Source organism: Lutispora sp. QWL-02 (genome assembly GCF_058315355.1).
This window is the reverse complement of sequence record NZ_CM177762.1, coordinates 405,745-432,077: the sequence shown is the minus strand read 5'-3', so window position 1 is coordinate 432,077 and position 26,333 is coordinate 405,745. Positions and strand designations below refer to the sequence as shown.

The window sequence follows — 26,333 nt, the reverse complement described above, 5'->3', positions numbered from 1 at the left end:
AAAAAAATGTTAAAGTTTATTATAAGGAGATTAATACAATCTATACCTCTCTTATTTATAGTTTCTGTTATTTCATTTGCTATAATTGCTCTTGCTCCAGGTGATCCGGTATATATGTTTGTAAGCCCTGACAAGGCATCTTCTCAAAACTTGGATGCTTTAAGGCAAGAGCTTGGATTAGACAAGTCTATACCTGAAAGATATTATAAATGGGTAACGAATATGATCAGAGGTGATATGGGAAATTCCTTTGCTTATGGGAAACCTGTAAAGGATATTTTGTTTGAGGCTTTGCCTAATACCATTATACTTGCATTAGCGGCAGAAATTTTTGCCTTTATATTGGCAGTTCCTGCCGGAATTATATCCGCTATAAAAAGAAATACGGCTTGGGATTATACATTTTCAACGTTTTCCTTCATAGGGGTATCATTGCCCACGTTTTGGTTTGGCCTTATGCTTATACTTGTTTTCAGCCTGAAATTAGGATGGCTTCCTACAGCGGGTATGAGGGCTAATTATGAAGAATTTGTATTAATGGATAGGATCAAACATCTGATACTTCCTACTATAGTTTTAGGTACTGCACACATGGCCTCAATAATGAGATATATGAGGGCTTCAATGATGGAGGTTATTAATCAGGATTATGTGAGGACAGCAAGGAGCAAGGGCTTAACTGAAAAAATTGTAATATTAAAACATGCTTTAAGAAATGCTTTGATTCCTATAATCACTTTGATTGGTCTTACGATACCGGCACTTTTCAGCGGTGCCGCAATGACGGAAACAATATTTTCATGGCCCGGTATGGGAAGAATAGTAATAAGTGCTACATTTATGAGAGATTATCCGGTTATGCTTGGAGACTTGGTATTGGCATCGGTAACAATAATTGCGGGAAGCTTGATTGCGGATATATTATATGCGGTAGCTGACCCCAGAATCAGATATGATTAGGGGGTGGGAATATGACTACTAAACTTGAAAATAAAAATGAAAATGTAATCTTAGCAGAAAGCTTTGAATATAGTGATACATGGATAAAAAAACTTAAAATATTCTGGAAGCGTTTTAAGAAAAACCGATTTGCCGTTGTAGGCTCAATTATTCTCTTAATCCTATATATGGCATCTTTTTTGGCGCCTGTTATTGCACCGTATCCGGAGGAAGGCCTGACGGATGATATATTCTTTACGGATGAAGTTCCTAAATACAGTTCCTATAATCCTATAGAGGTGATTACAGAAAAAATAATCAGATTGGGATATAAAGAAGATTTAAATGATTTGGATAAATTGGAGGATTACGATTACTTAAGCGGCTTAGGATATTTGGAAGAAGATAGTATATTTCAAATTGTTACACTGGCAAGCACTTTGAGGATGTATAAAGATATGGAGGCAGAAGGCCAAAATATTATATTGAAACCTAATTTTTTTGGACGGGATGAATTAGGCCGTGATGTTTTTTCAAGGATACTATATGCAGGACGAGTTTCATTGACCATAGGTTTTGTATCGGTAGGCATATCTGTTGTGATCGGAACCCTTTGGGGCTGTATTGCAGGCTACTATGGTGGATGGATAGATAATATTATGATGAGAATAGTAGATGCAATAATGTGCATTCCTACATTTATTCTTTTAGTAACGGTTATGTCTATATTTGAACCTAGTATATTTAATGTTATGATTGTTTTGGGCTTAACCAGTTGGACAGGGCTTGCGAGAATGGTAAGAGGAGAGTTTTTAAGCCTCATGAAGAGAGATTATGCAGAGGCAGCGAGAGGTGTAGGAGCCAAGGATGTGAGAATAATATTCAGACATATTTTGCCTAATGCCATAGCACCTATTATAGTAAATGCCACTATGGGAATAGCAGGAGCCATACTTTCTGAATCAGCCCTTTCGTTTTTTGGAATCGGAGTACAGCCGCCCTATGCGAGCTGGGGAAATATGCTAACTAATGCACAGGAGCTTAATACAATGCTGAATGCTCCTTGGAAGGCTTTTTATCCGGGTGCGTTTATTTTTATAACGGTTTTATCATTTAACTTCCTCGGCGATGGGCTAAGGGATGCTTTAGACCCAAGGCTTAAGCAGTAAGGGAGGTATGATTATGGATAAATTAGTTGATATAAAGAATCTCAGGACATATTTTTATACTGAGGATGGAGTAGTTCCTGCTGTTGACGGTATAGATTTTTACATAAAACACGGAGAAACCTTGGGAGTGGTTGGAGAATCAGGCTGCGGCAAGAGTGTTACATCTTTATCGATATTAAGGCTGCTTCCTAAACCAATGGGTAAAATAATGGAAGGCAGTGAAATATTATTTGAAGGTGAAGATATTGTAAAAATGAATGAAAAAGAAATGCGCCACGTGAGAGGAAATGCGATATCTATGATATTTCAGGAGCCTATGACTTCCCTTAATCCGGTTTTTAGAGTAGGTAATCAGATCGAGGAAGTACTCCACTGGCATCAGCATATGAATAAAGCTGAGGCCAGAAAAAAATCCATAGAAATGCTTAAACTGGTTGGCATCCCGAGGGCAGAAAAAGTAGTTGATGATTATCCCCATTCCTTAAGCGGCGGTATGAGGCAGAGAGTGATGATTGCTATGGCTCTGGCGTGCAATCCTAAGCTTTTAATTGCCGACGAACCGACTACTGCTCTTGACGTTACCATACAGGCCCAGATCTTGGATTTGATGAAAAAATTAAAATCCGAAATAAATTCATCAATTATGCTTATAACTCATAACATGGGTGTTGTAGCGGAAACCTGCGAAAGAATAATAGTTATGTATGCCGGAAAAATAGTTGAAGAGGGAGATGTACATTCAATTTTCAAAGAACCTAAACATCCCTATACAAAAGGTTTATTAGCATCTATTCCTTCTATAAAGTATAAACAGGATAAATTAGATTCAATTCCCGGTTTGGTGCCAAATCCCCTTAATATGCCAAAAGGCTGCAGATTTGAGCCAAGGTGTAAATATGCACTTTCCAAATGCAAAGAAAACCAACCCGATATGACGGTATTGGGGGAGGAACGCAGAGTGAGCTGTTTCCTATATGAAGAGGGAGGTGCGGTGTAATGAGCAATCTTTTGGAAGTAAGAAATCTTAAGAAGTACTTTCCTATAAAGGGTGGATTTTTTAATCAAACAGTAGCTTATGTAAAAGCTGTAGATGATGTAAGTTTTTATATAAAGTCAGGTGAAACTTTAGGGATTGTAGGAGAATCAGGCTGTGGCAAATCTACGACAGGCAGAGCTGTATTAAGACTCCATGAACCTACAGCCGGTGAGGTAATATTTGATGGTATTGATATTCCTAAGCTTGATAAAGAAAAATTAAGGATAAAAAGACGTGATATGCAGCTTATTTTTCAGGATCCGTACTCTTCTCTGAATCCAAGAATGACAGTAGGTGATATAATTGGAGAGCCCTTGGAAATTCATGAAAATTTGAAGGGAACAGATAAAACCGACAGGGTAAAAGAATTGCTGAATTTAGTGGGACTCAGTCCTTATCATGTAAGACGCTATCCTCATGAATTCAGCGGAGGCCAGCGTCAGAGGATAGGAATTGCAAGAGCAATAGCCCTAAAGCCTAAGTTTATAGTTTGTGATGAAGCGGTTTCTGCTCTTGATGTATCCATACAAGCTCAGATAATTAATCTGTTCCAGGAGCTTCAAGAAAAGCTTGATCTTACATATATGTTTATTTCTCATGATCTGAGTGTGGTAAAGCATATATCAAATAGAATTTCCGTGATGTATCTAGGGACTATGGTAGAGATGGCGGAGTCCGACAGACTATTTGAAAATCCTGTACATCCATATACACAAGCCTTGCTTTCTGCCATACCTATAGCTGAGCCTGATAACGAGAAGCAAAGGATTATATTGGAGGGGGATGTGCCAAGTCCTGTCAATCCTCCCAAAGGGTGTGTTTTCCATACCAGATGCAAGTATTGCATGGATATCTGTAAAGAGGAAAAGCCGAAATTTAGAGATATAGGAGACAGTCATTATGTGGCCTGCCATCTTAATGAATAATTGAAAATAGAGATTTTGAAAATGCATGTTTAAATAGCTTTTTACATGCATTTTTTTATGCTAATATAATAGTGTAGTATTGTTATCTTAGGGGTGTGAACTTAATGGCTACTTGGCTTACACATTTGAGAATAGCTGAAAAAATCAAAGAAAAGATTAGAGATATTGATATGGATTATTTTATGGCAGGAAGTATTGCGCCGGATTCAGGGAAAAAAGAAATAACCCATTTTTGCAAAGGAACCGAGGAAAACAGATATATTGACTTAAAAAGCTTCTATAACAGGCATCTCAGACCAGAGGAGCTTTTTATCAGATCAGACAAGACCAGGTCGTTTTACTGGGGATACTATTTTCACCTGATTGGGGACAACCTATGGAATGAGAAGTATTTAAAACCAATTATAAAAGAATACAAAGACGGGAATAGCATTATACATATGTTCAGGGAAGAGATGGATGCTTTGGATTTTCAATATCTGGAGAAATATCCGGAGAACAATATATTATCTAAATTTCAATGTATGGAAATAAAACTTGAATTCTTTAATGAATTTTCGCCTCAGCAAATATATGAGAATATAAAAAAAATCAATGATTATTATGGGAAAGAAAACCATAAGCTGGATAGAGAATTTAAATTCCTTGATGCAGAAGCTATAGAGAGATTTATTGATATAACCGTTGGAAAAGCTATTGCTGCTTTTTACGAATAAATTTAAGGAGAGCATGAATGGTTGATACAAAATTGAAAGGATACTTTTACCTTGGTATAACAATACTGATTTTTAGCACATTAGAGGTCGTGTCATCAAGCCTCAAAGGCTTGATTCACCCAACCCAACTCATATTTATAAGATTTTTAATAGGCGGATTAGCACTTTTACCTTGGGTTATAGCTAAAAAAGAAAAGATATCGGTAAAGGACTGGATGTTTTTCGCAAGCTTAGGCATATTAAATACTGTGATAAGCATGGGAAGCCTCCAGCTGGCCATATCTATGGGAAAAGCTTCTACCGCTGCAATACTTATAAGCTCCAATCCTATTTTTGTTGTAATGTTTTCCTATTTGCTGCTAAAAGAAAAAATAACGAAAAATAGCATAATTTGCATGATTCTTGGAATTATAGGCATTACCTTAATAATATATAAAGGAGGTTCAGGCGGAGATACAGCCATGAGCTTATTTCTGGGAATAGTTGCTTCGCTTACCTTTGGGTTATATTCAGTATTGGGAAAAATGAAAGCGGATAATATAAGCAGTATCACCATGATAAGCCTATCGGCTATAATCGGAGCCATATGCACAATACCGCTGCTGCTGTATATGGGCCTTCCTGTTCTTTATTTTCCAAGAGAGGGATTTTTCAGAATAATGTACTTAGGATTAATTTTATCAGGTTTTGCATATATTACTTTTATTGAGGCGCTTAAAATACTCAGTGCAAGCAAGGGTTCAATGGTATTCTTTCTTAAGCCTGCAGTAGCCACTGTGTTGGCGGTGATTTTCCTTGGAGAAAAGATAAGCCCCAAGACAATACTGGGTATGGCATTTGTTGCTGCAGGTATATTGATAAATTTTTATAAAAAGCCTTCCGCTGATGCATCTAAGAGTTAATAGGGTTTAAGCCAGGGGCTCAACAGGAGTTGAAAGCAAGCTTGAAGCAGAGAGATATGACTGAGGATTTAAAACAAAACACATATAAGGTTCATCTATACATACCTTTTACTTATCGGTGCTGTATCAGCATGCCCAGTGCTGTAATGGAGCACTGTTTTAATTATTTATTACAGTTTGGTTTCAAAATTTCTAAATAATTGTATTATTTACCTTGTAACTATATAATGATTGGTAAGATAAAATTATTTGCCTTATGCTGCTGCTGTAACTTATCCATATCTTAGGCTGATAAAAATGGACTGCAAAGACCAAAAAAAGTAAGGGTTAAATATGATGAAATTCTCAAATATTAATTATAGCAATGTTTAAGGGTGAAGATCATGAAAAAGAGCTTTGAGTTATGCAGAATTATGTCATTCATACTTGTTTTTATATTTTCCTTGTTCTTTTCTTTACAAGCATCTCCCTATGATGCAATGGAGATAATCATTAATGATAGATTTATTAAAAACAGCCCTAAGACAGTATTAATAAATGACGTTGTTTATATACCCTTGTCACAGTTACAGGATAATCTAGGAATTAAAGTTTATTTCCAGGAGGATGATAGAAGTTATCGTATCTATTGGTGGAGCAATTTACTGTATATAAACAAGGAAAAGAATATCATAATGGTCAACAATGAATACAAAGCCCATGAGCATGCCGTAGAAATAATAAATGGTGTATTATATATACCTGAAGATATGCTTGTCGAGATTTTGGGATTTAGAATTGAAAAAATCGATTCGGTTAAAGGTTTTAGAATAATAACAAATGATAAAGTGGTGACTGCTGAAGAATTGCTTAAAATGCGAGAGGAAGAAAAAAAGGCAAAGCCTGCAATAGGAAAATATAATGGACCGAAAGTGGCATATATTACTTTTGATGATGGAATCGTTAGGGGTAACTCAGAAAAGATATTGGATATTTTGAGGGAAAAGAATGTGAAGGCGACTTTTTTTGTTTTAGGAAATACTATCAGCAGGAATCAGGATATATTAAAGAGGATGGCGGAAGAAGGGCATTCTATAGGAAATCACAGTTATAGTCATAGAAAGGAAATAATATATAAGAGCAGTGACAGCCTAAAAAATGAAATCGATAAAACATCTGATTTGATTTTAGAAACTATAGGTAAAGCTATGTATTTGTTTAGGCCGCCTTATGGGAGTAAGATTATAAAAGGGCAGAACTATCAAAAGGTGCTTAAGGATTATAAGGTTATACTGTGGAATGTTGACAGCAATGATAGCAGGGTAAAGGATATCAAAGCTGAGCAGATATATAAGAATGTAGTGGCTCAAGTTCAAAATAAAAGGTCGGCAATAATACTGATGCATGAAACAAAGACCGAAAGCGTCAAGGCTCTTCCGCTGATAATTGATTATTTAATAGAAAGCGGATTCGAAATAAAAGCTATTGAGGAAGATGAGGTAATAAGCTATAAATAAAAAAGGGAATTAAAACTTTTATAAATCAGGTTGACATAATATCAGGAACCTGATAATATATAATTCCTGAGTCGGTGCTGAACAAGTTTGGAACAAAAATTAAAAAGCATATTGACAAGGGAAAGAGAATGTAATAAAATAAAGAACGTCGGCGCGATGAGCCGACGAAAGAATGGACTTTGAAAACTAAACAGTATTAGATATGAAGAATGTAATTCTTTTGAGTAGGATTGAACAACTATTAGTTAAAAGCATTAGAAATAATGATTTTAAAATATTAATTAGAGAGTTTGATCCTGGCTCAGGACGAACGCTGGCGGCGTGCCTAACACATGCAAGTCGAACGGAAATGCGGAAGTAGTTTACTATTGACGGATTTTAGTGGCGGACGGGTGAGTAACACGTGGGCAACCTGCCTTAAAGAGGGGGATAACACCGAGAAATCGGTGCTAATACCGCATAACATTAGAAAGTCGCATGACTTTGTAATCAAAGGAGAAATCCGCTTTAAGATGGGCCCGCGCCTGATTAGCTAGTTGGTGGGGTAGAAGCCTACCAAGGCGACGATCAGTAGCCGATCTGAGAGGATGAACGGCCACACTGGAACTGAGACACGGTCCAGACTCCTACGGGAGGCAGCAGTGGGGAATATTGCACAATGGAGGAAACTCTGATGCAGCAACGCCGCGTGGAGGACGAAGGTTTTCGGATTGTAAACTCCTGTCTTTTGGGACGATAATGACGGTACCAAAAGAGGAAGCCACGGCTAACTACGTGCCAGCAGCCGCGGTAATACGTAGGTGGCGAGCGTTGTCCGGAATTACTGGGCGTAAAGGGCGCGTAGGCGGCCTGTTAAGTCAGATGTGAAACCCCCAGGCTCAACTTGGGGATTGCATATGAAACTGATGGGCTCGAGTGTCGGAGAGGAAAGCGGAATTCCTAGTGTAGCGGTGAAATGCGTAGATATTAGGAGGAACACCAGTGGCGAAGGCGGCTTTCTGGACGATAACTGACGCTGAGGCGCGAAAGCGTGGGGAGCAAACAGGATTAGATACCCTGGTAGTCCACGCTGTAAACTATGGATACTAGGTGTGGGAGGTATCGACCCCTTCCGTGCCGCAGTAAACGCAATAAGTATCCCGCCTGGGGAGTACGGCCGCAAGGTTGAAACTCAAAGGAATTGACGGGGGCCCGCACAAGCAGCGGAGCATGTGGTTTAATTCGAAGCAACGCGAAGAACCTTACCAGAACTTGACATCTCCTGCATAATCCGTAATGGGATGAAATCCTTCGGGACAGGAAGACAGGTGGTGCATGGTTGTCGTCAGCTCGTGTCGTGAGATGTTGGGTTAAGTCCCGCAACGAGCGCAACCCCTATACTTAGTTGCTAACATTTGGTTGAGCACTCTAAGTAGACTGCCGGAGACAATTCGGAGGAAGGTGGGGATGACGTCAAATCATCATGCCCCTTATGTTCTGGGCTACACACGTGCTACAATGGGTATAACAACGGGAAGCAAACCAGTGATGGCAAGCAAATCCCTAAAAAATACTCCCAGTTCAGATTGTTCTCTGCAACCCGAGAACATGAAGTCGGAGTTGCTAGTAATCGCGAATCAGCATGTCGCGGTGAATACGTTCCCGGGCCTTGTACACACCGCCCGTCACACCATGGGAGTTGGAAGCACCCGAAGCCGGTGACTTAACCGCAAGGAGAGAGCCGTCGAAGGTGAAGCCAATGACTGGGGTGAAGTCGTAACAAGGTAGCCGTATCGGAAGGTGCGGCTGGATCACCTCCTTTCTAAGGAGCACATGAGAAGTAACACTCTCATAATCCTATGGTCGATGGACTAGCCACTGGCTGCTAGCCACTAGCCGCTGGCAAACAAGGCAGACCCAAGAGGAATACCTAAATGCCAGAAGCAAGAGGCCAGAAGCTAGAAGCTGACCCAATATAACTACCCAAAAGAATACACATATCTGATACTGATTAGTTTTCAGAGCCCATGCTCTGAAAAGTCGCTAGTCATCAGTCACTAGTAATGAACGGTCTTGACCGTTCAATGACCCAAAAGGAATGCTCAAATCTAGAGACTAAAGACCAGGGACTAAAGACTGACCCTTGAGGAATACCAAGGGCTCGTCATAAATGGGGGTGTAGCTCAGCTGGGAGAGCACCTGCCTTGCAAGCAGGGGGTCAGCGGTTCGATTCCGCTCATCTCCACCAAATTTAGAACTCAGAGCTAAGAACTCAGAACTCAGAAGAACGGGAACTGAGAACTTAGAATGAGATAGAGCACTGAATCCTGAAATCTGAGATCTATAACCTGAGCTCAGACGGAAAAGGAATCGTCAATAATGGGCTCATAGCTCAGGCGGTTAGAGCGCACGCCTGATAAGCGTGAGGTCGGTGGTTCGAGTCCACTTGAGCCCACCATAAACGTCAGAGCTAAGAAGTCAGAACTCAGAACTCAGAAAACTGAGGGCTGGGAACTAAACTTGAGACTTGAGCTTTTAATTCCTGAAACCTGAAAACAGACCTATAAGGAATACTAAGGGCTCGTCTAAATGCACCTTGAAAACTGCACAATACTGAGAAAAAGAAGAGGTAACAGTATGTAGATACTGTACTACTACTAAAGCTGAGGAAAAACACTGATCAAGCTAATAAGAGCATATGGTGGATGCCTTGGCACCAGGAGCCGAAGAAGGACGTGACAAGCTGCGAAAAGCTGTGGTAAGCCGCAAATAGGCCATGACCCACAGATCTCCGAATGAGGAAACTCACCTAAGGTAATGCTTAGGTATCATACAGTCAATAAAATAGCTGTATGAAGGGACACCGGGGGAACTGAAACATCTAAGTACCCCGAGGAAAAGAAAGAAACATCGATTCCCTAAGTAGCGGCGAGCGAACGGGGAAGAGCCCAAACCAAAGAGGGAAACCACTTTGGGGTTAGGACCGGCATAAACCATAAGACCCTTAGCCGAATAGAGCTGGAAAGCTCAATCGCAGAAGGTAAAAATCCTGTAGGCGAAAAGGGAAATATGGAAGCCGGAATCCAGAGTACCACGAGGAACGAGAAACCTAGTGGGAAGACGGGAGGCCCACCTCCCAAGGCTAAATACTACCTGGTGACCGATAGCGCACAGTACCGTGAGGGAAAGGTGAAAAGAACCCCGGGAGGGGAGTGAAAAAGAACCTGAAACCGTATGCTTACAATCGGTGGGAGCACATTTAAGTGTGACCGCGTACTTTTTGTAGAACGGACCAGCGAGTTGCGATGGCTAGCGAGGTTAAGGACTTTTGGTCTGAAGCCGAAGCGAAAGCGAGCCTTAATAGGGCGTAAAGTTAGCTATTGCAGACCCGAAACCGGGTGACCTATCCATGGACAGGGTGAAGTTGAAGTAAAATTCAATGGAGGCCCGAACTCACCGTTGTTGAAAAAACGGGGGATGAGCTGTGGATAGCGGAGAAATTCCAATCGAACTCGGAGATAGCTGGTTCTCCCCGAAATAGCTTTAGGGCTAGCCTCAATGGAGAATCTCGGAGGTAGAGCACTGAATGGGCTAGGGGCTTTTAAGGTTACCGAACCCTATCAAACTCCGAATGCCGAAGATTTGCTCATTGGGAGTCAGACTACGAATGATAAGATCCGTGGTCAAAAGGGAAAGAGCCCAGACCATCAGCTAAGGTCCCCAAATCCAAACTAAGTGGAAAAGGATGTGTGACTACACAGACAACCAGGATGTTGGCTTAGAAGCAGCCACTCATTGAAAGAGTGCGTAATAGCTCACTGGTCAAGTGGTCATGCGCCGAAAATGTCCGGGGCTAAAGTTTGGTACCGAAGCTATGGCTTTTGAGAAGTGGGAAGTGAGAGGTGAGAAGTGGGAATGATAAAAGGCTTTAAGGATATGAGAATATATCAAAAATCCTATGAACTAAGCATAAAAGTTCACACATTAACACTTAAATACCCAGAGTATGAAAAGTATGAGATAGGAAGCCAGATAAGAAGATCAGCAATGTCAGTACCGTTAAACATAGCAGAAGGCTATGGAAAGAAAGAATCAATTGCAGACTTTAAGAGATTTCTAAGAATGGCATTAGGGTCATGCAATGAGATAGAGGTACTGATGGATATGAGCAAAGACTTAGGCTATATAGATGAAAGTACACATAAAGAAATAACCGAACAATATATAGCAGTGAGGAAGCAGATAATATCGACGATCGAAAAATGGAAGAATGGCTAAAAATCTCAAATCTCACACCTGACTTCCCACTTCTCAAAGGGGTAGGGGAGCATTCTATGTAGGCTGAAGCTATACCGAAAGGAGTAGTGGACTGCATAGAAGAGAGAATGCTGGTATAAGTAGCGAAAGTTAAGTGAGAATCTTAACCGTCGAAAATCTAAGGATTCCTGAGGAAGGTTCGTCCGCTCAGGGTAAGTCGGGACCTAAGGAGAGGCGTATAGCGTATCCGATGGACAATCGGTTGACATTCCGATACCACCTAGAATCGCATGAAGGAAGCAGTGACGCAGGAGGATAAGATGAGCACGGTGTTGGTAATCCGTGTCCAAGCACAAAGGCTGACATACAGGAAAGACCGTATGTCATAAGGCTGATGTGTAAAGGGGAGTGAAATCCAAGTAACGAAGCATCTGATTTCACACTGTCAAGAAAAGCTGCTAACGAGAAACTAGGTGCCCGTACCGCAAACCGACACAGGTAGATGAGGAGAGAATCCTAAGACGAGCGAGAGAAGCGTTGTTAAGGAACTCGGCAAAATAACCCCGTAACTTCGGGAGAAGGGGTACTCTAGAGATAGAGTCGCAGTGAAAAGGCCCAAGCGACTGTTTAGCAAAAACACAGGTCTCTGCTAAATCGAAAGATGAAGTATAGGGGCTGACGCCTGCCCGGTGCTGGAAGGTTAAGGGGAATGCTTAGCGCAAGCGAAGGTATGAACTTAAGCCCCAGTAAACGGCGGCCGTAACTATAACGGTCCTAAGGTAGCGAAATTCCTTGTCAGGTAAGTTCTGACCCGCACGAATGGCGTAACGACTTGGGCACTGTCTCGACAACGCGCTCGGCGAAATTGTAGTACTAGTGAAGATGCTAGTTACCCGCGATTGGACGGAAAGACCCCGTAGAGCTTTACTGTAGCTTGGCATTGGGTTTCGGTATTTCATGTACAGGATAGGTGGGAGACTGAGAAATTAAGACGCCAGTCTTAATGGAGTCACCGTTGGGATACCACTCTTGAGATACTGAAATTCTAACCAGTGGCCATATAACTGGTCATGGGACATAGCCAGGCGGGCAGTTTGACTGGGGCGGTCGCCTCCCAAAGAGTAACGGAGGCGTCCAAAGGTTCCCTCAGAATGGTTGGAAATCATTCGCAGAGTGCAAAGGCAAAAGGGAGCTTAACTGCAAGAGAGACAACTCGAGCAGATACGAAAGTAGGGCTTAGTGATCCGGTGGTACCGAGTGGAAGGGCCATCGCTCAACGGATAAAAGCTACCTCGGGGATAACAGGCTTATCTCCCCCAAGAGTCCACATCGACGGGGAGGTTTGGCACCTCGATGTCGGCTCGTCGCATCCTGGGGCTGGAGTAGGTCCCAAGGGTTGGGCTGTTCGCCCATTAAAGCGGCACGCGAGCTGGGTTCAGAACGTCGTGAGACAGTTCGGTCCCTATCCGTCGCGGGCGCAGGAAATTTGAGGAGATCTGTCCTTAGTACGAGAGGACCGGGATGGACGAACCTCTGGTGTATCAGTTGTCCTGCCAAGGGCATAGCTGAGTAGCTAAGTTCGGAACGGATAAGCGCTGAAGGCATCTAAGCGCGAAGCCGGCTTCAAGATGAGATTTCCCACAGAGTAATCTGGTAAGACCCCATGTAGACCACGTGGTAGATAGGTCGGAGGTGTAAGTACAGCAATGTATGCAGCTGACCGATACTAATAGGTCGAGGGCTTGATCTAAAAATATTCTTCAGACAAACAAAGCTCAGATATTGTGTAGTTTTGAAGGTGCACGCAGCCTTAAGCTGCGAGCCGCTAGCTACTAGCCACTGGCTGCTAGCTAGAAAAAAAGACCCCAAGGGAATGCCCTAATCTAGAGGCCAGAAGCCAGAGACTAGAGGCTGACCCAAAAGGAATACCTCATAGCAAATTATCCGGTGACAATAACAGAGAGGCCACACCTGTTCCCATGCCGAACACAGAAGTTAAGCTCTCTAGTGCCGATGGTACTTGGACCGCAGGGTCCCGGGAGAGTAGGTCGTCGCCGGGTCTTTTTTTATTTTTTGGAAAGTATGTTATATTCCAAACCTTTTTTATTTTTTGAAAAGTTGGAAAAACTTTGGTATTTATGCTAAAATAATAACTGAATATATAAACTGGATTTATACAATATTTAATCGCAGCTAACTCATACTATAAGCGGTGCTGAGCTTCTGGACTCTGAAACCGGGTAAAGTTATAAACTCTTTTTAAGACTGAGAATACTGTTCATATATTTATTGTAGTGCATTTTGGGGGAATTTTAATGGATTTCATAAATAGTCAGTATAAGATTGTTGGGTTGCTGAAAGAGGACAAGTATGGCTGCGAATATTTAGTGAAGGATTTATACAAGGATAGTTTGCTCAAAAGGATGAGAGTGATCGATTACATTTCTGAGATCAAAAATTTTATTGATTATATGAAGATAAATTTTTATGATTATCAAAACCTTATCCATCCCAATGTGAGCGAATTTTATTATTTTAATAGAATAAGGATTATAAATGCGAAGCCTGTTGTATCAAACAAATTTTATTATACTTATGAGCATTATGAAGGAAAAAATCTTCTGAACTATATCATCGGTAAAGATTTTAATGAGCTTTTAGACATAGCAGCGCAGATATGCTCTGCTTTTAAATTTATACATCTCAGAAATATGCTATTTTGCGGTATCAGCAGCGATCAAATAGATGTGATCGATAATGGCGGCAAAAAGCAAGTAAAAATAGCTGCTCTTCCGTATAAAAGGCCGGTTCATGAAAACATGCTGATTGATCGGGATGATTTGTATTTTAAGGCTCCGGAGGTAATACAGTACTCAAGATATACGAAGCAAAGCGATATATATATGCTTGGCGTTATTATTTTTCACATTTTTACGGGTATTCCTGTGGAAGGCTCAAGCTTTAAGGACCGATTGGAAAAAATACAATATGATGCCCGATCGGATCACTACAAGATTACTGAAATAGTAAAAAAATGTACAAGCATAGATATAGCTGAAAGGTACAAATCCATAGATGAAGTCATAGAAGACATAAATGAAAGTTTCAATAAATCTTTTAAAATTGTTGATAAAAAATATATTGAAACTTTTCCTTTATATTCTACTAGCCTTGTAGCCAGAGAAAACTCAATAAGATACATAACTTATAGCATACATAAATATTTTTATGAAAATAGCAAGCTGAATGCTGTGATAATAGAAGGAAGTCCCGGAACAGGCAAGAGTGCTTTTTTAAATGTATTGCACGATAGAATAAATCAAGAGGGTGAAGATGTAGTATATTTAAACCTTAAACAAAACTCTTTTCCAAAGTATTATGCTATTACCGAAATTATAAAGAACTTGACTAAACATGCCGGGAAAGAGCTTATAGATAAATATAGCGAAGGTTTATGCTATATTATACCAGAGATTATATCAAGCGGTACAGTTGTTCCATTTTACACTAAGGATGAAGAAACTGAAAGGCATAAGCTGACATATAGGTTAGGAAACTTTATTTTGGAGGCTTCGCTTAAGCAGCCTTTTGTTTTTATAATAAGGGGCTTTGAATACGTTGATGAAGCTTCTAAGGATGTATTTTACTATATTATGAGGAACCAAAGCAGAGGAAAAATATTTTATGTATTATCATTTGGGAATAAGGATGTACAAGAGCAAATCAGAAATTATATAAGGCAATTGATGGGTGAAGAGAGCATCGGAGAAATACAGCTCTCAAACTTAAATATACATGAGACATCAGATTTGATCAGAATTATATTAGGTATTGAAGAGGTGCCCATTAATTTCATTGCTCAAATATACCAGGAAACAGATGGCAATCCCTATATGGTTTATGAGATTATGTACTCTCTTTATCTTGATAAGCATATTTTTATAGATGACGAAGGACAGTGGGTTTTTGATAATGTTGATTTATCAAAGTTAAATCTTAATACAAGCGTTGATGAGATGCTTCAAAACAAGATCAATAAGCTGGAACCGGTAAAAAGAGAAATACTGGATATAATATCAATATTTAATTCGTCAGTTTCTTTGGATGTGCTGGAGAGCATGATTGATATGAAAGGCGAGGAACTGATCCTGCTGATAGACAGCATGATAACGACTAATATCCTTTCAAGGAAAATGGATGACTGGGGAATTTCCGTGGATTTTAACTCTATAAACCTTAAAAAAAGCTTTTATGCACAGCTGGACGATTTTACAAGATATCAATATCATAAAAAGGCTTCCCGGATACTTGAGGAGAAGTTCTCGGCAGAAAACAGAGAGAACAGGGATGAGCTCATTTATCATATGACAAACAGCGGAAGATGTGATGAGGCCATAGATTATCTCATTATAGCATCGGAGGAAGTGGCAAAGAAAGGCTTGATAAAACAGGCGATACAGTTTTTGCAACAAGGCTACGGGTATTTTCCCAATAATAATGTTTGCTCAAAAAAGACAGATATATGCCTTAAACTGGGGGATTTGTATTATAAGGTAGATGAATCGGATAAGGCATTGGAATACTATAGTGCTGCTATGCGCAATGCAGAGAAAATGGAAGACAAAATGCGCCTTGCAGACTCACATATAAAGATGGTGAAGCTGTTTTACAGATTGAATGACGTTAGAGCATCTTTGGAGCATTCTATCATGGCCAAAAGGTTGATAAGAGAAATAGGTTATAGAAAAGGAATGCTTGAGTTGATATTAGCTTTGAGCCAGCTAATGATATACAGGCGAAAGTACAATTCATATATGAGGATCATTGAGACGGTTCTAAGGTCCATAGATGAAAATGACAAATATTATTGGGCAATGTTAAAAGCTGTTTGCGGAAGAATACTTGCTAAGAAGAATCATTTTGATGAGGCATTGAAATGTCTTGAGGAAAGTATAGAAGTTCTTGAGAGCCTGGAGGAATATGAAGGACTGATACATGCACTTAATACGATAGGAACTATTTACAGTGACTATTATTATGATATAGAAAAGGCTACGGAATGTTTTGAAAAAAATCTGAGCATCTGTCAAAGGACCAATAATTTATCTTTTATGGCATTCAGCTATAATAACTTGGCAGAAATGCACAGGGAAAAGGATAAATTCAAAGAGAGTCTTGAGTATTACAGTAAAGCGTTGGAAATGACAAGCAAAAATCACAATAAATATTTGGAAGTAATGATATATATGAATCAAGCTTTGGTCTATATGGAGCTGGAGGATTACAAGAAGTGCCTTAAGTATATGGAAAAAGCAAGAGTCATGCTCGATAATTCTAAGGATTTGGGTGAAGCGGCTCAATATTATAATATATACAAGGCTATATTTTTCTATAATATCGGTTATTTTCAAAAGTCCATAGCTTATGCACAAAAATCTGTTGATATGTGCATAAGTTGGGGAACAGAGGCTGATGCTGAGGCATTATATATTATAAATCTATGCAACGCTAAGCTTTATAAAGGTTATGATTATGAAAAGCTTAGAGGTTTTACTAAAGAGCTTTTTAATAATAGAAAGTATAAGCTTGGAAGGAGAGCATGCCATAGCTTTGCTGAACTGTTTGTCGAAGAGGGAAAATTTGATGAGGTCAAGGCATTTTTGGCTCTTTCTGATGAATACTCGAAAGTTATAAACACCAGACATCTTGAAAGTGAACATGAATATTTATCGGCAATTGTGTGCAGTGAAAACGAAAGAAGGCACAAGCTTCAAATTATAACAACCTCCGGCAAGACTATAGAAAGCAACGAGATAAAGTGGAAAGTATATAAGTCATTAGGGCTGGAGCTATATGATCAGGGTGAATATTATGAGGCATTGAAGAGCTTTATCACATCCATGAATGCATTAAGAATGCTTGTTGAGGGTGTACCCGATGAGTATAAGGTCAAATTTTTACTTTCACACAGGAGATATATAGTTAAGGAGAAGCTTCTGAATCTCGCCCAAAAGATTACCGGTAAAGAAGGTATACTCTATGGCACGTCACTATTAAGCGGAGAGATAAAGGACATGAAGAAAAGAATTGAGGAATATTTTGATTATAGAAAATTTAAAGATATAATACAAAAGGATAATGGGGACAGCATAAATAAGAGCATTGATTTAGATAAAGGCATACTGGGAAAATTTTTGGCAGATCTTCTTGACAGAATAAACAACCTGGGTTTGAATGCAGAGGAAAATATAGATATTTTGATTGAAATGCTAATGGATTTGACTCAGGCTAAGAATGCTTTTCTGGCAATTATTGACGACGATAATAATATAAAGATGCTATCTTCCAGAATAAAAAGCGAGAATAGTGCATTTTATAAATACACAATGGATCAGGCGAGGCAAAAAAATGAAAGCATAATCATAACGGATGCCTTTGATTACAAAAATAAAACAAAAGATAATATAATACCTAAGGATATATGTGCAGTATTTTGTATACCTGTGACATGGGCTAGGCATGATGAGGATTCTGTGAAAGACAGAAGGAAATACAAGGAAACAAACCAAATCAGCGGATATATCTATCTGGACACGGATACCATAATAAATAATTTTACACAGGAGACTTGTAAATTATGTGAAGCCGTATCAAAAATTTTGCACGTGCTCATAGAAAACTATAATCTGAAAATGATTTCCGGCATAGATAAGCTGACAAAGCTTTATACACGCAAGTATTTTGAGATGGTGCTGCAAAATGAAATTTATATCAATTCATCCATCGAAGGCGAATTCTCCTTGATAATGATGGATATAGACAAGTTTAAGCAAGTAAATGATCGCTTCGGCCATCAAAGAGGAGACGAAATATTGCAGAAAGTAGCAGCTATTGTTTTGGATAATGTAAGAAAGAGCGATATTTGTGCCAGATATGGAGGAGAGGAATTTATAATACTTCTCCCGCGGACAGGCTCTGAAGGGGCATACAGGCTGGCGGAAAAGATCAGAAGAAAAGTAGAAAAGTCGAAGCTTTTAGGGTATCATAAAAATGTGACAATAAGCTTGGGAATAGCTACGTATCCTACTCACAGCTCCTGGATGAGAGATTTGATAGATAAAGCCGATCAAGCTCTCTATCACTCCAAGGAAAACGGCAGAAATAAGTCAACAGTTTTTGATATAAACATGATCAGGACAGTTAAAAGAGTAGATAAGCTGGCAGGCATCATATCTGGGAACATGGTGGAAGATCAGAGAAATATTGAGACAATGATAGAAATGCTGGAGTTGCAAAGAAACGATAAGCTTTCTCTGGAGGAGAAGCTGAATGAATTTCTTGGCAAAATAGTGGAATTATCAGAAGCTGATATAGGATATATCTTTATACTGGATGAAAACAAAAAAATTATAAAAGAGATTTTCAGAAAGAATATCAATAAAAAGAATGCGGATAGTATACCATATAATGATCAAATCCTTCAAAAAACAATAGATTCAATGAGCGGAGAATACTTTATCGATTGGACAGGAAATGCGCCTATTGATCCGGTCACCGGTATGCCCAATTGGCAATCCAAGATGCTGATACCTATTATTCATGGAGATAGGCTTTATGGAGTGCTGTATCTTTCCGTAGAATTGAGAAATAAAGAATTTGATGCAAATATATATAACTATGGAACCAGGCTTTGCGAGATAATTACTCCTATATTTTATTCAGAGAAAATGGATAGGTGATTTTATGTTGTCTGATGAGAGAAGAGACATGATATTGGATATATTGAGAGAAAGCTCTGTCCCTATCAAGGGGACTGAGCTTTCCAGAAAAACTGGAGTGAGCAGGCAGATAATAGTCCAGGATATTGCACTCTTGAGAGCAAAAGGATTAAATATATTTGCTACTCCTCAGGGATATTTGCTTATAAAAGATGAAGCCAATAAAATGTCTAAAGTTATCGCTTGCAATCATGATAGAGACGGCATGAGGAAAGAATTAGAAATTATCGTGGATAATGGAGGCAAGGTCATAGATGTCATTGTGGAGCACTCTTTATATGGTGAAATAAAAGCTATGCTCATGCTAACCTCCAGATTGGACATTAAGAATTTTATGAAGCATTATGAAAACTCGGATACAAAACCTCTTTCTGTCCTTACAGGCGGAGTCCATCTGCATACCATAGAGGTGGCGGATGAAATCTCTTATAGCCATATCATTAAAGAACTAGACAAGTTTGGGTACCTTATAAATAATATGTAAATTAACTCGTTGTGCTACATTATCTTGATAAATTGCTACATGCATCTATAAGAGCAATAAAAACCGCCTCAGATCCACTTGAAAAAGATCAAAAAATGTGCTACATTTATACTTACAGGTGACAAGACAGGTGTAAATACATTTGAGGAGGTAAAAAATTGGACAGGAAGTTTTCGATTAAGAGTTATCTTATAGACACATTGGGATCTATGGCCTTGGGCCTCTTTTCGTCGCTTATTGTAGGACTTATACTTGATCAAATGGGCTCCAAGCTTGGAATAAGCATACTTATAGACTTAGGCAGAGTTGCAAAATTTCTCATGGGGCCAGCTATAGGCATTGCTGTGGCATACGGCAGAAAAGCACCTGCTTTGGCGGTGTTTTCCTCTGCAGTCACAGGGGCTTTGGGTGCGGGGACAGTATTTTTAAATGCGGCTAATCAATACGGAATAAGGGTAGGAGAGCCTATGGGAGCTTTTATCGCTGCCCTTGTAGGCGTTGAAGTAGGTAAATTGATATCGGGAAAGACAAAGGTGGATATAGTGCTGGTTCCTTCCTCCGTGATCATAGCGGGAGGCATCGCAGGCAAATATATATCACCTGTGGTATCGGCCATAATGACTGCTTTGGGCAGCATAATAAATACCGCCACCGTAATGAATCCCATACCCATGGGCATATTGGTCTCTGCTATCATGGGCATTGTATTGACGCTACCCATAAGCAGTGCAGCATTAGCCATAGCTCTCGGACTTAAAGGGTTAGCAGCAGGAGCGGCAACCGTGGGCTGCTGTACCCAAATGGTAGGATTTGCTGTTGCCAGCTATAGGGAAAACAAATTGGGAGGCCTCATAGCCCAGGGATTAGGCACGTCCATGCTCCAAATGCCAAATATAATAAGAAACCCTATGATATGGATTCCTCCAACCTTAGCCAGCGCCATATTAGGACCGCTGTCCACTACTTTGTTCAGGATGGAAAATGTTCCGGAGGGCGCGGGCATGGGGACCAGCGGACTTGTAGGTCAGTTCGGGACTTTTGCTGCCATGTCCGGTACAAACGGCGGGACAGTGATATTGGTGAAAATATTGATACTTCAGGTATTGCTTCCGGCTGCCCTGACTTTCATCATATCGGAATTCATGAGAAAGAAAGGATATATCAAAAATGGGGATATGAAATTGAATTTATAGAAGGCCTTTGTGTAAAGTTACTGTATAAAGAATAAAAATAAATTTCAATTGCTTTGACCTACATTTTATGTTGTGTTAACATAAAATGTAGGGTTTTTATTCAAAAATTCTAGCAGATCAAAAGCTTGCATAACGAGTTATTCTAATGGCTATAAACATTGAATTTTCATAGTTTATTTTAATATTGTTTTCCGTATAGATTGGGGGGAAAAAGATGAATGAAATTCTTGTTGTTACTTTGGCAGAGCCTATTGGTAAACAATATAGAGATGAGCTGAAGAGGTTTTTTGACGATGTTATAACCATTGATTATATGATTTGCAGTTCAAGTAATATTAAAGCTGCTTACGATTATGATTTGATTTTGATTTCAAATTATGATTTAGTTAATGAAATTAAAGAATATATTAACCCCAAATCCAAAATACTAAAAATAATAAAAAACATAAATCCAAAAGGGCTTGAAAAGATAGAGAACATTTCGTACGGGGAGGCTGCTTTGGTAGTTAATGTGGGACCAAAGAGTGCGTCCGAGAGCATTCATCTTATATATTCACACGGCAGGACAGATTTAGATCTTTATCCATATTATCCTGGGATAAAAGAATATGTTGATACTGAAATTGTGATTACACAGGGAGAGCCGGATATATTTTTAAACAAGGATAAACATATTATTGACATATATGCTACGGTAATCGATGCGCAGATATATTGGGATATAATATTGTATTTTGGTTTGCCTAAAGACAGGTATGGTAAAAAGCTTGCAGAGATGAGCATCGTCAACAGAAACTCTAATGAGGGCTTTTCATACATAATGAGCGAAAAGGTTATCCAAGATAACGTTATAAACGCACTTTTTGAAAATTTGAATGAGGGTATTATAATATTTGATTCAGACGAAGTCATCATAAACAGCTCGTCTATCGTGCAAAAATTCATGGGAATAGCAAATGCAAACATTATTGGCAGAAAGGTTTATGATGTATTGCCTATATACAAAGACCAGCTAGGCAGGAATGAAGAGGTACTCATTTCGGTAAATAATAATGTGCTTATCTGTAGTACTGTTCGCAATATCACTCTTGGTAACAAAGATATAGGCCTAATCATTTTGAAAAGATATGACGACATGCAAATCAAGATGTATAAGCATACAAAGCAATTGACGGAGAAAGGGTACAGAGCAAAATATAGTCTCGATGATATTGCAGGAAACAGCGCTGTTATCAATAACCTTAAGGAACGCTGTATTAAAATGGCTGCCAGCGAGGCTACAGTCTTAATATTGGGAGAGAGCGGAACAGGCAAGGAGATATTTGCGCATGTAATTCATGAAAATTCCTTCCGAAAAGATAAACAATTTATGGCGATAAACTGTGCGTCAATTCCTGAAAATTTGCTGGAAAGCGAATTTTTTGGATATGAGGAAGGCTCGTTTACAGGAGCTAAAAAGGGCGGTAAAATGGGAATATTTGAGCTGGCTGACGGAGGGACCTTGTTCTTGGATGAAATAGGAGAAATTCCTCTTCATCTTCAAAACCGGCTTCTTCGTGTACTTCAGGAAAAAGAGGTAACAAGAGTAGGGGGAAACAGTGTTATTCCCATAGATGTGAGAGTTATTGCAGCGACAAATGTGGATCTTAAAAATCAGGTAAGGCAAGGTTTGTTTCGTAAGGATTTATTTTACAGAATTTGTGTTTTACCGCTGAATATTCCTCCGCTAAGAGATCGGGGCAGTGATGTTTTCGAAATTTTTGATAGATTTTGCAAGGATTATTCTTACAAAATGAACTTGAGCGATGAGGTAAAAGAACATTTTCTTAATTATTCTTGGGAAGGTAATATAAGGGAACTAAGAAACTGCTTTGAATATCTTAAGCATTTGGGCAAAAAAACAATATATTATGACGATCTGCCGGAAACATTTAAAATGGATGTACCTTTTGCTGAAAAGGTTAGCAGTGTGGTTAAACTAGAAGAGAATAGTAGGGATGTAGAAATTGAAATATTAAATATTATAAAGGACGAAAACTCCCAAAACAGAAAAATTGGCAGAAAGAAAATATCTGAGTTGCTTTGTAAAAAGAATATTTTCATGAGCGAGCAAGAGGTTAGGAAAAAGCTATTAGAACTTAAAGATAAAAATTTGGTAGATGTTACAAAGGGAAGAGGTGGAACAAGGATAACAGATAAAGGTATAAAGCATCTGATGCCTTGATAAATTGTTGGTATAAATTAAAAACTGTAACAAGTGTATCTGTTTTACCAAATGATACAATTGTTACAGTTTTTTTATTCTGTATTATAGCTTTGTAAAAGTATAGTTATAAGCTAGCAAGAAAAGATCGATTTATTTCATAAAAACTGTTTTCCCTATACGAAATTTATTGTAGGGTTGTTCGAAAAGGCCAATGCTGTTGGTTTGCTCATTGCACTAAAATGAAATTTAATGCTGGAAGCTTATCTAATTAGCCGCAAAAGTTGAAAATTGGACAAAGTCTTGAAGATTCTATGACTTGGCATATTATTTGCTGAACATATTAATGCAAGATGGAAATATAGATATGCAAATATTTATTTATTGTGATTCTTTAAACTTTACTTTATACACAATAACAGTTTGATGCCAAGGAGGATAATAATGGATGTGATGAGAAAAAGTTGCGGTAAACATGCTGTAGTTTCTACTGCAAGGATAGAGGCTTCTAAAATAGGCATTGAAATATTCAAAAACGGCGGTAACGCGATAGATGCAGCTGTGGCTGTGGGTTTTGCTTTGGGAGTATGTGAGCCAAGCACTTCAGGGCTTGGAGGCGGAGGCTTTATGATGATAAAGGACAAGACCCTTAGTGAGCCCATTGTAATTGATTTCAGAGAAAACGCACCTCGAAATGCAAACGAAGATATGTGGAAATTTAGCGAGGATGGAAAGGTACAAAATAAAGAAAATCAGATTGGCGGCAAGTCGGTTGCTGTTCCGGGTGAGGTTGCAGGTCTTTTGTATGCGCTTGAGAAATATGGAACTATGTCTGCAGAGGAGGTGATTGGTCCTGCTGCAGAACTCGCCGAAAAAGGGTTTGTAGTTACAGAGATGATGCAAAAACACTTTACTGATTATGAAGATTATCTTAGAATGTGTCCCGGCAGCGCAGATCTATATTTCAAAAAAAATAAAATTAAGGTCGGGAAAATTTGTAGGAATAAAGATCTTGCTAATACATTGAAAAACATAGCGAAATATGACGCTTATTGGTTTTACAAAGGCGAGCTTGCCAAAAAAATTATAGATTGCGTGAAACAAAGAGGCGGTGTTATGACAGCTCAGGATCTGGAAGAATATAAGATAACTGTTAGAAAGCCTGTTGTGGGCAGCTATAGAGGATATAAAATTTATTCAAACTCGCTTCCGAGCTCGGGGGGTGCACACATTATTCAGACTCTCAATATACTGGAGAATTTTGATATAGGGAGTATGGAGGTCAATAGCGCCGAATATTTGCATATTTTTTCAGAGGCATTTAAAAAGGTTTATACTGACCGTGCAAAGAATATGGCAGACGGTGACTTTTATGAAGTCCCCATAAAAGGCATTACCTCAAAAGAATACGCAAAGAGGATAGCCGGCGGAATCATGCCGCACAGATGTATCAAAATAAGCATAGAGGATCCATGGAAGTATGAACATGCTGATACAACGCATTATTCTATAGGCGACAGCGAGGGTAATATGGTTTCGGTAACAAAGACAATTAATCATTTTTGTGGGTCATGTATGGTTCCCGAGGGAACAGGGTTTATTTTGAACGACACAATGAGCGATTTCTCGGTAGTAAAAGGAGATATTAATGCGGTTGAACCGTTTAAAAAGCCTCTGAGCACCATGAGTCCTACAATTATTATGAAGGATAATAAACCTTTTGCTATATTGGGTTCACCGGGAGGTGAGCGTATTATATGTAATGTAGTTCAGGTTATTTCCAAGCTGATTGATCACAAAATGAGTATAGATGCTGCTATAGATTCTGCAAGAATTACAGAAAACGTTAAATGCAAAATATTTTATGAAGGCAGAATAGATCGAAAGGCAATAAAGCAGCTTCAGGCTTTGGGACATGAAACGGAAAAAGTCCTGGATTATGATATAAGGATGGGCGGTGTGCAAGGAGTTGTATACATGGACGACGGTGCCATAGAAGGAGCAGCTGATCCGCGCAGAGACGGAGAAGCAATAGGATATTGACAGGAGGCTGAAGCAATGCTTAGAGATACCTATATTGAAGTCGATCTAGACAGATTAGCTCATAATGTGAAAGCCATACGAGAAAGAGTGGGGAATCATGTTTGTATTTGTGCCGTTGTCAAAGCGGATGCTTATGGGCACGGCAGCATAGAATGTGCAAAGACTATTATGGAAAGCGGAGGCGACTATCTGGCAGTTGCGGCTCTGACAGAAGCGTTGGAACTGAGACAAGTTTATCCCGATTATAGAATATTCATTATGGGGTATACCTCTGATGAAAATTTAAAATATGTTGTAAAAAACGATATAACACAATGCATATTTACATATGAACAGGCTTTATTGCTTGATAAATTGGGCAGAGAATATAACAGGAAGCCCAAAATTCACATAAAGTATGATACCGGCTTTAACCGCATTGGCTTTAGAGATTGCGAAGAAAGCATAGAGAAAATTAAAGAAATCGTAAAGTTAAGAAATATTGAATGTGAGGGTATTTTCTCTCATTTTGCTCTGGTTAACGACGATGAAAACAAAAGACAGTTCAATGCATTTACAACGGCGGCCGAGAGAATAGAAAGTGCTGGTTTTAAATTTGGGTATAAGCATATATGTGACAGTATCGCGGCTATAGACTATCCGGAATTTTGCCTTAATATGATTCGACCGGGAGCTATTCTCTATGGGATGAAATCTTTTAGAAAGAACGATCTGGACATAAAGCAGGTAATGAAGTTTAAGACAAAAATAGCATACATAAAGTCTCTTAAGAAGGGAGAGGGTGTCAGCTATAATCATAAGTACAAGGCTCAAAGAGATATGCTTTTAGCTACGATTCCTGTAGGTTATGCAGATGGTTTTCCAAGAAACATGTTCGAAGTCGGTGAGGTTACAGTGAGAGGGATGAGGGTTCCTGTTGCAGGAGTTATCTGTATGGATCAGTGCATGATAGATGTGACGGATGTTGAGGGAGTCGGTGCAGGCGACGAGGTTATAATATACGGCGACGAAGAGGAGAATGCCGTTACATTTGCAGAGGCTTCGCAAAAAGGGGGCACCAACAAAAATGAACTGCTTTGCAGATTTACCAGAAGAACTCCCAGGGTATATATTCGTAACGGTATAAGAATTAAAAAATTAAACTATTTGCTGCCTGATTTGCCAAAAGAGGATTATTAAATAAGCTTTTGACTCAAAACACGATCAGAAAGG

At 39.1% G+C, this 26,333-nt stretch carries 13 protein-coding genes, 2 tRNA genes and 3 rRNA genes; all 18 read left to right on the top strand.

Translation table 11 applies throughout. The annotated features are described in order from the left end of the window. The first annotated feature begins 6 nt into the window (after positions 1 to 6). The 18 genes from AC4HCY_RS01770 to alr all read left to right on the top strand — a co-directional run bounded on the left by AC4HCY_RS01770 (position 7) and on the right by alr (position 26,300). Entirely contained in the window at positions 7 to 960 is a 954-nt protein-coding gene (locus tag AC4HCY_RS01770; RefSeq protein WP_323432597.1) for an ABC transporter permease, read from the top strand. A gap of 11 nt (positions 961 to 971) precedes the next feature. Beyond that, a complete protein-coding gene (locus tag AC4HCY_RS01765; RefSeq protein ID WP_323432598.1) occupies positions 972 to 2,108 on the top strand; it encodes an ABC transporter permease in 1,137 nt (378 codons plus the stop codon). Between the two features lie 13 nt (positions 2,109 to 2,121). Next, complete coding sequence (locus AC4HCY_RS01760) at positions 2,122 to 3,105, top strand: ABC transporter ATP-binding protein (RefSeq protein WP_491095261.1); 984 nt, start codon at positions 2,122 to 2,124, stop codon at positions 3,103 to 3,105. Further along, positions 3,105 to 4,070 carry an ABC transporter ATP-binding protein gene (locus tag AC4HCY_RS01755; RefSeq protein ID WP_323432600.1) on the top strand — a complete coding sequence of 322 codons (966 nt, stop codon included), beginning with the start codon at positions 3,105 to 3,107 and terminating at the stop codon, positions 4,068 to 4,070. Before AC4HCY_RS01760 ends, AC4HCY_RS01755 begins: the two co-directional genes overlap by 1 nt. A 104-nt stretch (positions 4,071 to 4,174) precedes the next feature. Beyond that, complete coding sequence (locus tag AC4HCY_RS01750) at positions 4,175 to 4,786, top strand: zinc dependent phospholipase C family protein (RefSeq protein WP_491095260.1); 612 nt, start codon at positions 4,175 to 4,177, stop codon at positions 4,784 to 4,786. Between the two features lie 17 nt (positions 4,787 to 4,803). Beyond that, positions 4,804 to 5,688 carry a DMT family transporter gene (locus AC4HCY_RS01745; protein ID WP_491095259.1) on the top strand — a complete coding sequence of 295 codons (885 nt, stop codon included), beginning with the start codon at positions 4,804 to 4,806 and terminating at the stop codon, positions 5,686 to 5,688. Between the two features lie 383 nt (positions 5,689 to 6,071). Beyond that, entirely contained in the window at positions 6,072 to 7,184 is a 1,113-nt protein-coding gene (locus AC4HCY_RS01740; protein WP_491095258.1) for a polysaccharide deacetylase family protein, read from the top strand. Positions 7,185 to 7,462: 278 nt separating this feature from the next. Beyond that, positions 7,463 to 8,985: ribosomal RNA gene (locus tag AC4HCY_RS01735) — 16S ribosomal RNA — on the top strand. Between the two features lie 350 nt (positions 8,986 to 9,335). Continuing rightward, positions 9,336 to 9,411, top strand: a tRNA-Ala gene (locus AC4HCY_RS01730). Between the two features lie 133 nt (positions 9,412 to 9,544). After that, positions 9,545 to 9,621: transfer RNA gene (locus AC4HCY_RS01725), tRNA-Ile, on the top strand. Between the two features lie 220 nt (positions 9,622 to 9,841). After that, positions 9,842 to 13,170: ribosomal RNA gene (locus tag AC4HCY_RS01720) — 23S ribosomal RNA — on the top strand. Positions 13,171 to 13,363: 193 nt separating this feature from the next. After that, a 5S ribosomal RNA gene (rrf, locus tag AC4HCY_RS01715) occupies positions 13,364 to 13,480 on the top strand. Together the 16S, 23S and 5S rRNA genes with 2 tRNA genes alongside form the textbook arrangement of a ribosomal RNA operon. A gap of 255 nt (positions 13,481 to 13,735) precedes the next feature. Next, positions 13,736 to 19,159, top strand: coding sequence for a diguanylate cyclase (locus AC4HCY_RS01710; RefSeq protein ID WP_491095257.1), 5,424 nt, complete (start codon positions 13,736 to 13,738; stop codon positions 19,157 to 19,159). Between the two features lie 4 nt (positions 19,160 to 19,163). Continuing rightward, a complete protein-coding gene (locus AC4HCY_RS01705; protein WP_491095256.1) occupies positions 19,164 to 19,682 on the top strand; it encodes a transcription repressor NadR in 519 nt (172 codons plus the stop codon). A 209-nt stretch (positions 19,683 to 19,891) separates the two neighbouring features. Further along, positions 19,892 to 20,875, top strand: coding sequence for a PTS sugar transporter subunit IIC (locus AC4HCY_RS01700; protein ID WP_442916734.1), 984 nt, complete (start codon positions 19,892 to 19,894; stop codon positions 20,873 to 20,875). Between the two features lie 214 nt (positions 20,876 to 21,089). Beyond that, positions 21,090 to 23,099 carry a sigma 54-interacting transcriptional regulator gene (locus AC4HCY_RS01695; protein ID WP_491095255.1) on the top strand — a complete coding sequence of 670 codons (2,010 nt, stop codon included), beginning with the start codon at positions 21,090 to 21,092 and terminating at the stop codon, positions 23,097 to 23,099. Positions 23,100 to 23,522: 423 nt separating this feature from the next. After that, positions 23,523 to 25,121 carry a gamma-glutamyltransferase gene (gene ggt, locus AC4HCY_RS01690; protein ID WP_491095254.1) on the top strand — a complete coding sequence of 533 codons (1,599 nt, stop codon included), beginning with the start codon at positions 23,523 to 23,525 and terminating at the stop codon, positions 25,119 to 25,121. Between the two features lie 15 nt (positions 25,122 to 25,136). Then, a complete protein-coding gene (gene alr / locus AC4HCY_RS01685; RefSeq protein ID WP_323432984.1) occupies positions 25,137 to 26,300 on the top strand; it encodes an alanine racemase in 1,164 nt (387 codons plus the stop codon). The last annotated feature ends 33 nt before the right edge of the window (positions 26,301 to 26,333 follow it).